This window comes from Mesorhizobium sp. WSM4871 (assembly GCF_055811295.1).
Genome location: NZ_JBVVPU010000003.1, coordinates 525340 through 535314 on the forward strand (window position 1 = coordinate 525340; position 9975 = coordinate 535314).

The 9975-nt window shown below is 62.1% G+C and carries 11 protein-coding genes and 1 pseudogene; 2 read left to right on the plus strand and 10 right to left on the minus strand.

Translation table 11 applies throughout. The features are described 5' to 3' along the window. Positions 1–20: 20 nt before the first annotated feature. The 3 genes from AC0L2H_RS09225 to AC0L2H_RS09235 all read right to left on the minus strand — a co-directional run bounded on the left by AC0L2H_RS09225 (position 21) and on the right by AC0L2H_RS09235 (position 2310). On the minus strand, positions 21–482 hold the full coding sequence (locus AC0L2H_RS09225) for an SRPBCC family protein (RefSeq protein WP_473589900.1): 462 nt from the start codon (positions 480–482) through the stop codon (positions 21–23). A 180-nt stretch (positions 483–662) separates the two neighbouring features. Continuing rightward, a complete protein-coding gene (locus tag AC0L2H_RS09230; protein WP_473589901.1) occupies positions 663–1568 on the minus strand; it encodes an arginase family protein in 906 nt (301 codons plus the stop codon). 73 nt (positions 1569–1641) lie between these two features. After that, positions 1642–2310 (minus strand): TetR/AcrR family transcriptional regulator, encoded by a 669-nt coding sequence (locus tag AC0L2H_RS09235; RefSeq protein ID WP_473589902.1) that lies wholly within the window; start codon positions 2308–2310, stop codon positions 1642–1644. A 198-nt stretch (positions 2311–2508) separates the two neighbouring features. On the opposite strand from AC0L2H_RS09235, the gene AC0L2H_RS09240 reads away from it, so the two are divergent. Next, positions 2509–2988: a RidA family protein gene (locus AC0L2H_RS09240; RefSeq protein ID WP_473589903.1), complete on the plus strand. Its 480-nt coding sequence runs from the start codon at positions 2509–2511 to the stop codon at positions 2986–2988. A gap of 70 nt (positions 2989–3058) precedes the next feature. Here AC0L2H_RS09240 and AC0L2H_RS09245 read toward each other — a convergent pair whose 3' ends face one another. After that, positions 3059–3643, minus strand: a complete 585-nt coding sequence (locus AC0L2H_RS09245) for a hypothetical protein (protein WP_473589904.1) — start codon at positions 3641–3643, stop codon at positions 3059–3061. Between the two features lie 218 nt (positions 3644–3861). On the opposite strand from AC0L2H_RS09245, the gene AC0L2H_RS09250 reads away from it, so the two are divergent. Continuing rightward, positions 3862–4623 carry a GNAT family N-acetyltransferase gene (locus tag AC0L2H_RS09250; protein WP_473589905.1) on the plus strand — a complete coding sequence of 254 codons (762 nt, stop codon included), beginning with the start codon at positions 3862–3864 and terminating at the stop codon, positions 4621–4623. A gap of 13 nt (positions 4624–4636) precedes the next feature. On the opposite strand, the gene AC0L2H_RS09255 is transcribed toward AC0L2H_RS09250, so the two are convergent. The 6 genes and pseudogenes from AC0L2H_RS09255 to AC0L2H_RS09280 form a co-directional block, all read right to left on the minus strand. Beyond that, the gene (locus AC0L2H_RS09255) at positions 4637–5455 is read right to left on the minus strand and encodes an MBL fold metallo-hydrolase (RefSeq protein WP_473589906.1); all 819 of its coding nucleotides are present in this window, start codon (positions 5453–5455) and stop codon (positions 4637–4639) included. Then, positions 5452–6267, minus strand: coding sequence for a TatD family hydrolase (locus AC0L2H_RS09260; protein WP_473589907.1), 816 nt, complete (start codon positions 6265–6267; stop codon positions 5452–5454). The genes AC0L2H_RS09255 and AC0L2H_RS09260 overlap by 4 nt, the downstream gene beginning before the upstream one ends. Then, complete coding sequence (metG, locus tag AC0L2H_RS09265) at positions 6267–7820, minus strand: methionine--tRNA ligase (protein ID WP_473589908.1); 1554 nt, start codon at positions 7818–7820, stop codon at positions 6267–6269. The genes AC0L2H_RS09260 and metG overlap by 1 nt, the downstream gene beginning before the upstream one ends. A 91-nt stretch (positions 7821–7911) precedes the next feature. Beyond that, entirely contained in the window at positions 7912–8967 is a 1056-nt protein-coding gene (locus tag AC0L2H_RS09270) for a DNA polymerase III subunit delta' (RefSeq protein WP_473589909.1), read from the minus strand. Beyond that, positions 8964–9638, minus strand: a complete 675-nt coding sequence (tmk, locus tag AC0L2H_RS09275; RefSeq protein WP_473589910.1) for a dTMP kinase — start codon at positions 9636–9638, stop codon at positions 8964–8966. Before tmk ends, AC0L2H_RS09270 begins: the two co-directional genes overlap by 4 nt. A gap of 70 nt (positions 9639–9708) precedes the next feature. Further along, a pseudogene (locus AC0L2H_RS09280) lies at positions 9709–9975 on the minus strand (hypothetical protein); the annotation flags it as partial.

The window sequence follows — 9975 nt, forward strand, 5'->3', positions numbered from 1 at the left end:
CCGATGCGGACGGTTGCCTCTCAGATAAGCCGAGCGTTCGGCGCATGGTCCAGGACGAGATTGGGCTCAATACCATGCTCCAGGTAGAATTTCATGCCTGCCAACAGATATGTGAACCCTTCGGTGGAGTTTATTGCTTCCTCGAGGCCGCCGGAAAAGTCCCAGTTTCTGACGGTGACGAAGGTTTGACCATCGTCCATCGACTCGAATGTCCACTCGACGAAACTCGGATTTTCAGGTCCATTCCATTCGATCAGAATTCGCTCGTTCTGGTCGATCGCCTTTATGTCGGCGATTGTATGCACGCCATACATCTCCCAATCCCATCTGATCTTTTCGCCGGCTTGCAACGGCGCGGCACCCTTGGAAAACCAGAAATGGGAAGTGATCCTCGGATCGATCAATGATTGAAAGACCTCCGCGACGGGCTTGCGTATCATCATCTGTGCCTTGGCGACCAACTTCTCGGATTTGTTGGGCATCGGAGTTCCACCCCTTTCACAATTGCCGGCCTGCAAGGTCCTAACACGTATCGACGAGAGCGGTTCCGCCAACGCGCAACCGCCACATTCCGGCGTTGCAACCCATTTCGAATGTCGCCTGACGTCTCTTCACGGTGCACCGGTCGCGACGAGAGCGCCGATCTGGCGTCAGCTACCGGCTCACACCTGCCGGACGATGCGCCCGATCGCATTGACGAGAAGGCGCGCAGCGGTGAGCGCCGTGATGCCGTCGATATCAGCGGATGTTTGGAATTCAATGAGGTCGAAGCCGGCAAGGCGTCCGCGTTGGCTCACCCCCTCGATCAGTCCGATCGCCTGCTGATAGGTCAGCCCGCCGGGCGTGCGGCCGGCGACGCCCGGCATCACGCTGGGATCGAGCCCGTCGCAGTCGAGGGTCACGACCACGCGCGCGCCCGTAGGTATGTGCTTGAGGGCGGTTTCGATGCCCTCGGCATGGATCTCCCGCGCCGTGACCAGATGCGCGCCCCAGCGCCTGGCGGTCTCGACCTCCAGGGGCCGGGCACTGCCAACGCCCCGGATGCCCGCCTGCACGATGCCGGCGACATGTGGCATCTCGCTCGCCCGGCGCATGGTGCTGGAATAGCCCAAGGGCTCGCCGTAACGCTCGTCGCGCCAGTCGATATGGGCATCGATCTGCAGGATCCATATTGGGCCATGATCGGCAAAGCCGGCGATGAAGGGGATGGGCACGGAATCGTCGCCCCCGATCATCAGCGGTGCGGCGCCGGCGGCGAGGATGGCGCGCGTCTTCTCTTCGATCAGCTTGCGATTTCCGGCATTGTCAAGGACCGACGTCGGCAGGTCGCCGGCATCGGCACAGCAGGGCTCACGGCCGTCGAAGAGGGGGCCGCCAAGGTCGAAGTCCCAGCTGTCGAGGAACTGCGCATCGTCCTGGCTGGCGGCGCGGATGGCGGCCGCCGCACCGGCGAAACCCGAAGGATCGGCGCCGGGATAGGTGCTGCCATGCGGCGCGCCGAACAGCACGATGCGCGGCTGTACGCCGCCGGGCAGCTGCGCGGGAAAATCGAGAAAGCCGGGATGCATTTTCGGAGGTCCTTGTTGCAGAGTCCGGAAGGTGCGACACCGGCCGGGTAGGGGGCGATGAAAGGAATGTCTATTATCTTGGAGCGAGGCCATCGAGCAGGAAGTCGAGGCCTTTGCGGAAAGCGCCGTTCCAGTCGTTATCCATCAGCAGACGAGAGCGTTCGATTGTCGGATAGCGTTCGCTGGTAAGGCGCTGCTGCGCGGCGGCCCTGTCGTTGTCCGAGAGGTCGAAGCTCGCCCGGGTGATGGTGGCGCCCATCACACAGTTCCAGAGCGACCATATCGCGACATTCAAATCCGTGTCCGCTATGCCGGCTTTGGACAAAGTCTTGCTCAGCAGTTCCAGGCGACTGAGGATGTTGGGGCCGAGCGCCCGGCGCGGCAACAGCGATGCCGACCAAGGATGGCGCAGCATACTGGCGCGCCAGTCTTCGAGCATATGAACGACATCTGCGCGCCAGTCTTGAGTCTCGACTATTTGCGGCGGTCCGCGATATTCGAGCACCGAATCGAGCGCCAGATCAAAGACATCCTCTTTGTTGTTGACGTGCCAATACAGGCTCATCACCCCCGAGCCGAGGCGATCGGCCAGCCGGCGCATCGTCAATCCGTCGAGCCCTTGAGCGTCCAGCAGCTCTACCGCGGTCGCCACGATGCGCTCCCGGGAGAGAGCTGGTTCACCGCGCGGCTCCAGCGCGGGCTGGAGCGGTTTGCTTCGGGCGCCGCTGCGTTTGGCTGCCATCTGTCTTCCTCGCTGGCCGAACGTCGATTTTGGCAGGCGCCGTCAGGAATGTCGACGCTGACGGCTTGACTAGTACACCGTACCATACGAAGTCTCGTACATCGTATGAGTCAACCGTATGGCCGATATGGCCAAACTTCAATCATGCTGGCAGCGAGGTACGTTTCCTCGCAGTCGGCAGAACCCAAGAAAAGAAACATGTCCCGTGCAATCAAGAACCTGCTTATCGGAGCCCTGATCATCATGACCATTCCCACTGCGACCACAGCGAGCGAGGATCGAAAGCTGACCATCGTCAATCCGCAGACGCTCTACGACCCGTCGCCGAACGGCTACAGCACGGCGGTGATCACGCCGCCCGGAGCCCGGGTGGCCTACATTTCCGGGCAGGGCGGCCAGGACAGCACGGGAGGCTTGTCGCCCGACTTCGCTATCCAGGTGAAACAGGCCTATGCGAATTTGCGGACAGCGCTCGAGGGTATCGGTGCCAAACCCGATCAGGTCGCCAAGCTGACGGTCTTCGTGGTCGATCACGACATGTCCAAGCTCGAGGCGCTGACCAGGAACGTCAAGGAAATGTTCGGCGATGCGCTGCCGGCGCAGACTCTGGTTCCCGTTCCCAAGCTTGCGATCGACCCGATGCTCTTCGAGGTGGAGGCCGTGGTCGTGCTCGACTAGCGGGCAGGCGTTGCGCAGCCCGATCGGGAGCGGTGCAGTAGGCTGTCCGGACTTCACCTTTGAAGTGACACTAAGTTGAGCGGCAGGAATCGACCCGAAGTAGCCGCTCCTTAACGAGGCGATCATCCCACACCTGCACCTCGATGAACTTGTCATACTTCATCGTAGGATCGGTCTTCCAGCGCTCACCGGGCATTCCATACTCAGCCACGACGGCTTCGATCTCACCAAGAGTAAACACTTGCCCGTGGTATCGCTTTCGTTGGAGGCGAAGATCATCACGGGTCGCGATCGGAAGGCTTGCCATGCTGTCCGGATAAGTGAAAGTCAGCGTGTTCGGTGGGAACTCTCGCAGTCGCATAACGAGTGATCTTGGCCGTGACGGGTCTTTGCCGTCGGCAAAGTCGTCGCCAAGAAAGAAATAGACCGGACGCTCCAGCTTCGTCGGCCCAAGCAATCGGCGCCGTTCTCGAATGAGCCATTCCTCCGTTAATCGTCGCCTCTGCAAGTAGTCTGATTTGATGGTGCGCAGCCCAGACGCCCTGATCTCGCCAAGAATCCGTTCTGCATGCACTTCGGAAAGATCGCAGATGTTCCTGCACGGTCTCCGACGGGGATCGTAATTGTGAGTGATGACCTCGGGAAACGATTCCATTCGAGGAAGCTACACGAACCGCGCGTCGTGCATCTAGGCCGATAAACGGGTAGGGCCACGGCGGTCGCCCTCTACATAGCCCCACATCAGAAAGTCGCATAAGATAGATTATGGAACTGACGCGTTGGCCAGGAACTGGAAATTGCCGCTGATTTTCATAGGTTTGAGCCGATTGCGGCGTGTTGCCTTGAGCGGATGGCCAACGCTAGGCTGTCGAAATGACGAGAGCAAGCAGCGAGATCGAAGCGGCGATCGAGGTGTTCGTGCATGGGCACAGCGCCGGCAGGAGCAGCACCTTTCCTTACGAGGTCGATCGCTTCGGGCCGTTGTGGGTGATGCGGGATGCTCAACGCAATAATCCTCGCAATTACCGCACCGAGGAATGGATCGCCCATGACATCGCTGCTCATGAGGTGGACGCGATCGTGCGGCAGCATGCGCGTGCTGGCTTCGTCATCAGCGTTGTGACCGCTAACGGCGAACCGGACCAGCCATTACGCACCGCCTATAAGGCACTAGGATACCGGCTGTTGCGGACCGAAGGCTTCTTCGTTCAGCGCTTGGGCCGGATACCAAAGCCGCCGGCTGTCGTTTCGATCGAACACGTGCATACGGCCGAGCGTGCGGCGCAGTTGGGAAGGATCACGCGTTCGCGGCCGATCGGCGACAATCTGCTCGGCGATGACGCGCCATTCCGCCAGTATGTGGCAATCGATGGAGACGACATCGTCGGGCGGGTGCGCAGCGTCGATGCCGTAGGAGCCACTTGGTGCGCGGACATGTATGTCGACACCTCGTATCGGCGCCGTGGCATCGGCCAGGCGTTGCTGTCGAAAATGCTGCACGACGATCGCGCCCGCGGCTCGAAATGGTCGGTGCTGACCGCGACCCATGCAGGAGCGCTGCTTTATCCCCGCATGGGCTATGACCGGATTGGAACGCTGCTGATGTTTGCACCAAAGAGAGCAACGCGCTCCTGAAGCGCCATTCGTATCACGCTGACTCGTAAGGGATTTCCAGGACCATCCCATCATAGGCCGGTTCGACGTTGGCTGGCGTCTCGGCCATCACCGTGGCGTAGTCGAGCGGCACATGCATATGCGTCAGCACGGCCTTTTTCGGCGCCAGTTTTTCGATCCAGTCAAGCGCCTGACCGAGCGACAGATGGCTCGGATGCGTCCTGTATTGCAGCGCGTCGATGACCAGCATTTCCAGGCCGTGCAATAGCCCGACCGTGGCGTCCGGGAAGCCGCTGATATCGGGACAATAGGCGATCCCGCCGATGCGAAAACCAAGCGAGATGATGTCGCCATGGAATTGCGGCAGCGGCTGCAGGGTGAGGGCACCCCCCTCTCCTTCGATCACCACCGGCCTGGCGTGATCGATGATATGGGCGTTGACGATCGGCGGATAGGAGCTGCCTGGCGGCGTTTCGAAACAATAGCCGAACGCCTGCCGCATGCGCAGCATGGTGTCTTGGTCGGCATGGATATCGATCAGCTGGCGCTGTTCGAGAACGAAGCCGCGCAAATCGTCGATGCCGTGAATATGGTCGGCATGCGGATGCGTGTAGACGACGGCATCGATACGCTTGACCGACGCCAGCAGCATCTGCTCGCGGAAATCCGGCCCGGTGTCGATGACGACGGTGGTTCGGCCGCCATTCGCCGCGATCCGCTCGACAAGGGCGGCGGTGCGCATGCGCCGGTTCCTGGGATTGGCGGGGTCGCAATTGCCCCAGTCGCCGGTGATGCGCGGCGTGCCCGGCGACGAGCCGCAGCCGAGGACGGTGAAACGCAGCCGGTCGCTCATGCGCCCGGCGCCTGCGCGTCCAGACCCGGTGTGTCGGGTCGGGGCATCTTCCTGAACAGCCGAAAGAAGTTGTCCGTCGTGATATCAGCGATCTCGGCCTCGCCGACGCCGATCGTCTCGGCCAGAACCTTGGCCGTATGCGCGACATAGGCCGGCTCGTTGCGCTTGCCGCGAAACGGCACCGGCGCCAGATATGGCGCGTCGGTTTCGACCAACAGGCGCTCATGCGGCACGTCGGCGGCGATGGCGCGCAGTTCGGCCGAATTCTTGAAGGTCAGGATGCCGGAAAAGGACACATAGCCGCCGAGCTTGACGCCCACTTCCGCCAGCCGGCGTCCGGAGGAAAAACAGTGCAGGATGAAGGGGAAGGCGCCCTTCCCTGTTTCTTCCTCGAGGATACCCGCCATGTCGTCGTCGGCGTCGCGCGAGTGGATGACCAGCGGCAGCCCCGTCTCGCGAGCGGCGGCGATATGGGTGCGAAACCCCTGTGCCTGCGCATCGCGCGGCGCATGGTCGTAGAAATAATCGAGCCCGGCTTCACCGATCGCCACCACCTTGGGATGCGCGGACAGGCGTATGAGCTCCTCAGCCGTCACATCAAGCTCTTCTGCCGCATTGTGTGGGTGAGTGCCGACAGAGCAGTATACGTCGTCGAAAGACTCGGCAATCTCAAGCACTTGCTGAAATCGCCTCACACGCGTTGAGATCGTTACCATGCGGCCGATCCCGGCCGCTTTGGCGCGGGCGACGATGGCTGCCCGCTCCTCGGCAAAATCAGGAAAATCGAGATGGCAGTGACTGTCGACCAGCATCAGGCGTTCGCGTCCGGCTTTTCGACGTAACGCGGAAAGACGCCCTCCGGCACGGGCAATGCCGTACCGGGCACAAGTGCATAGTCGGCGTGGATATGCGCAAAGTCACGCTTGTCCGCCGCCACCGCCAGCAGGTCGAGCAGCTTGGCGGCCGACCCCGGGATGTAGGGCTGGCACAACAACGCCACGCGGCGTACGATCTCGGCGGTCGTCCAAAGCACCGTCTCCATACGGACCGGATCGGTTTTCTTCAGCGCCCAGGGTTCCTGCGAGGCGAAATAGCGGTCGGCTTCGGCCACCACGCCGAAGATCGCAGCCAGCGCCAAATGGATGCCCTGCTCTGCCATCGACGTGCGCGCCGCGCCAAGCGCATCCACCGCCTGGTCGAGGATCGCACTGTCGGCATCCAGGAGGTCGCCGCGCCGCGGCACCACGCCACCGCAGTTCTTGGCGATCATCGACAGCGAGCGCTGCGCCAGATTGCCGAGACCATTGGCAAGATCGGCATTGGTGCGGTTGACGATGGCCTCGTGGCTGTAGCTGCCGTCCTGGCCGAACGGCACTTCACGCAGGAAGAAGTAGCGCACCTGGTCAACGCCATAATGCTCGACCATGGTAAATGGGTCGACGACGTTCCCAACCGATTTCGACATCTTCTCGCCGCGGTTGAACAGGAAGCCGTGGCCGAAGACGCGCTTCGGCAGGGGGATGCCCGCCGACATCAGGAAGGCTGGCCAATAGACGGCGTGGAAACGCACAATGTCCTTGCCGATGATGTGAGCATCGGCTGGCCAAAAGCGCCAATCATCAGCGTTTTCATTGGGATAGCCGACGCCGGTGATGTAGTTGGTCAAGGCGTCGACCCAGACATACATCACGTGCTTTTCGTCGCCCGGCACCGGCACGCCCCAGTCGAAAGTGGTGCGCGAGATCGACAGGTCCTTCAGCCCGGATTTGACGAAGCTCATCACCTCATTGCGCCGTTCGGCCGGGCCGATGAAGTCGGGCTGGCTTTCGTAAAGCGCCAGCAGCCTGTCCTGATAGGCCGAGAGGCGGAAGAAATAGCTTTCCTCCTCGACCCATTCGACTGGTGTCCCCTGCGGGCCGTAGCGGACATTGTCGGGGCGGACTTCGGTTTCCTCTTCACCGTAATAGGCCTCGTCGCGCACCGAGTACCAGCCGGCATAGCCGCCCTTGTAGATGTCGCCATTGGCGGCCATCGCCTTCCAGATCGCCTGGGAGGCAGCGTAGTGCCGCTTTTCGGTGGTGCGGATGAAATCGTCATTGGAGGCATTGAGCGCAACGGCCATGCGCTTGAATTCCGCCGAATTGCGGTCGGCCAGCTCGCGCGGCGAGATGCCTTCGCGCTTGGCCGTCTGCAGCATCTTGATGCCGTGCTCGTCGGTGCCGGTGAGAAAAAAAACCTGCTTGCCGTCAAGCCGCTGGAAACGGGCGAGCGCGTCGGTGGCGATCAACTCGTAGGCATGGCCGATATGCGGTTTGCCGTTCGGATAGGAAATCGCGGTCGTGATATAGAATGTGTCGCGTGACATGAATAAACCGTCATGAATGTCCGAATGAATGTGAGGCGGTGGATATCGCATCGAGACGGCGATTGCCATCCCGACGCGGGGCCGGATCCGATCACATTCGCATTGCGGAATTCAGGCGGTCGATCATGGTCAAGGCGTGCTGCTTCTTGTCGAGATTGTAGGTATCCGTCTCAGATATAGCGTTCAGCGCCTCGTGCCAAGTATCCGACAGCGTTTTCGCCCGCGCCAGGTCGCCGGCAAGGGCTGCTTCGCTGGCGCCTGATGCAAGCAGGTCGAGCGCACGGCGGTTGAAGATGTCGAACTGGATGACCTGGTCGCGGCCGGCGACCGCCTCCGCCAGGCGATAGGCGCCGGCGACGTCGCCCTTTCTCGCTGCCACCAGGGCATCGAGCGTCTCGGCGATTTCCAGTCCGCCATATTGCGTCAAAAGGATCGCGGCGCGCGCGCTGCCCCCTGCCCGTTCGGCCAGTGCTGCCCGCGCCGCGGGATTGTCGGGCGGCGGCGGCTCGACCCTCTCCAGAACCGTCATCAGGCTTTCGGCATCGAGCGGCGTCAGCCGCACCATCTGGCAGCGCGACCGGATCGTCGGCAGCAGACTGCCCGGCGCATGGACAATGAGGATGAACAAGGTTCGCGCCGGCGGTTCTTCAAGGTTTTTCAACAAGGCATTGGCGGCGTTGGTATTCATGTCGTCGGCCGGATCGACGATCACCACGCGGTAGCTGCCGTCATGCGAGGTCAGCGAAAGGAAGCGGCTGACCTTGCGGATCTCGTCGACGGTGACGACCGTCTTGAAGCTCTTGGTCTTGTCGTTCGCCGGGCGCGTCAGATGCAACACGCAAGGATGCGCGCCGGTGGCGATCTGGCGAAACAGCGATGACGCCGGGTCGGGAACGGCAAGAACATCGGGCGCCTGCTCGAATGCCGGATGCTTCAAAAGATGATGCGCCAGATGGAAGGCAAGCGTCGCCTTGCCGATGCCGACCGGGCCGGCAAAGATCAGCGCATGGGGCAGCTTGCCCGAGCGATAGGCTGACGCGAGCATGTTCGCCGCCTGGCCATGTCCGACCAGGCGCGGGGTCTCGGACGGCTCGGGTACGCCGTCCAGCGTGTCGTGCTGCTCAGGGGCGATGCGTTCGAAGATCATGCCGGCGACGCCTGCTTGCTGTGTGTTGGCGCCAACGCCTCCAGGGCTGCGAACACCGTGGCGGTGACGACGTTCTCCACCATTTCGGGATCGGCGGACGCGTCGATGACGATGCAACGCTCCGGCTCGGCAGCCGCGATCGCCAGAAAGGCTTCGCGGCGGCGCTGGTGGATATCGAGCGTCTCCTTTTCGAAACGGTCGGCATCGGCATCGCTGCCCCGCCGCGCCGTGGCGCGGCGCAGGCCCTCGGTCGGGTCGATATCGAAGATCAGCGTCATGTCGGGCGCCATGCCGTTGATGGCAACCTCTTCCAGCGCGTCCATGAACGCCGGATCGAGGCCGCCGGTGACGCCCTGGTAGACGCGCGAGGAATCCATGAAGCGGTCGCAAAGTACGATCGAACCGCGCTCGACCGCCGGCCGGATGACCTGTTCGACATGGTCGGAACGCGCGGCTGCAAAAAGCAGCGCCTCCATCTTGGGGCCGAACGGTTCGGCGGCACCCGAAAGCAGGACATGCCTGACAGCTTCCGCGCCCGGTGAGCCGCCCGGCTCACGCGTGACGAGGACATCATATTTCTTGGCGCGCATCTTCCTGGCCAGCCGCTCGATCTGCGTCGACTTGCCTGCTCCTTCGCCGCCTTCGAAGGTGATGAAAAATCCGCGCGCCAATCGTAACGCCTCTGTCGGTGCCTGGGGATGGTCATAGTCCCAGCCGGGAAAAAGGTCCACCGTAACGCCGCTAACGCAACCAGCCGACGGCCAGTTCCGTGGCGGCATCGAACGCGCGCTGCGGCAACGATCCCACACCGACCGACTCGGCCGCGAAAAGCGGCGTCTCCTGGCTCAGCGTGTCGCCGATCCAGACGCGCAGCACCCCCACCTTCTGCCCCTCCTCCACGGGTGCCGCAACCGGCCCGTCATAGACGATGCTAGTGGATTGATCGAGACAAAAGAGTCCAATATTGGATTCCCATCGGTCTTCGCATGTGCGACGATCGGGCATGCG

Bases quoted from the DNA above. Each gene is read 5' to 3' on its own strand.
- AC0L2H_RS09225 (WP_473589900.1), bottom strand. From the start codon at position 482: ATGCCCAACAAATCCGAGAAGTTGGTCGCCAAGGCACAGATGATGATA.
- AC0L2H_RS09230 (WP_473589901.1), bottom strand. From the start codon at position 1,568: ATGCATCCCGGCTTTCTCGATTTTCCCGCGCAGCTGCCCGGCGGCGTA.
- AC0L2H_RS09235 (WP_473589902.1), bottom strand. From the start codon at position 2,310: ATGGCAGCCAAACGCAGCGGCGCCCGAAGCAAACCGCTCCAGCCCGCG.
- AC0L2H_RS09240 (WP_473589903.1), top strand. From the start codon at position 2,509: ATGTCCCGTGCAATCAAGAACCTGCTTATCGGAGCCCTGATCATCATG.
- AC0L2H_RS09245 (WP_473589904.1), bottom strand. From the start codon at position 3,643: ATGGAATCGTTTCCCGAGGTCATCACTCACAATTACGATCCCCGTCGG.
- AC0L2H_RS09250 (WP_473589905.1), top strand. From the start codon at position 3,862: ATGACGAGAGCAAGCAGCGAGATCGAAGCGGCGATCGAGGTGTTCGTG.
- AC0L2H_RS09255 (WP_473589906.1), bottom strand. From the start codon at position 5,455: ATGAGCGACCGGCTGCGTTTCACCGTCCTCGGCTGCGGCTCGTCGCCG.
- AC0L2H_RS09260 (WP_473589907.1), bottom strand. From the start codon at position 6,267: ATGCTGGTCGACAGTCACTGCCATCTCGATTTTCCTGATTTTGCCGAG.
- metG (WP_473589908.1), bottom strand. From the start codon at position 7,820: ATGTCACGCGACACATTCTATATCACGACCGCGATTTCCTATCCGAAC.
- AC0L2H_RS09270 (WP_473589909.1), bottom strand. From the start codon at position 8,967: ATGATCTTCGAACGCATCGCCCCTGAGCAGCACGACACGCTGGACGGC.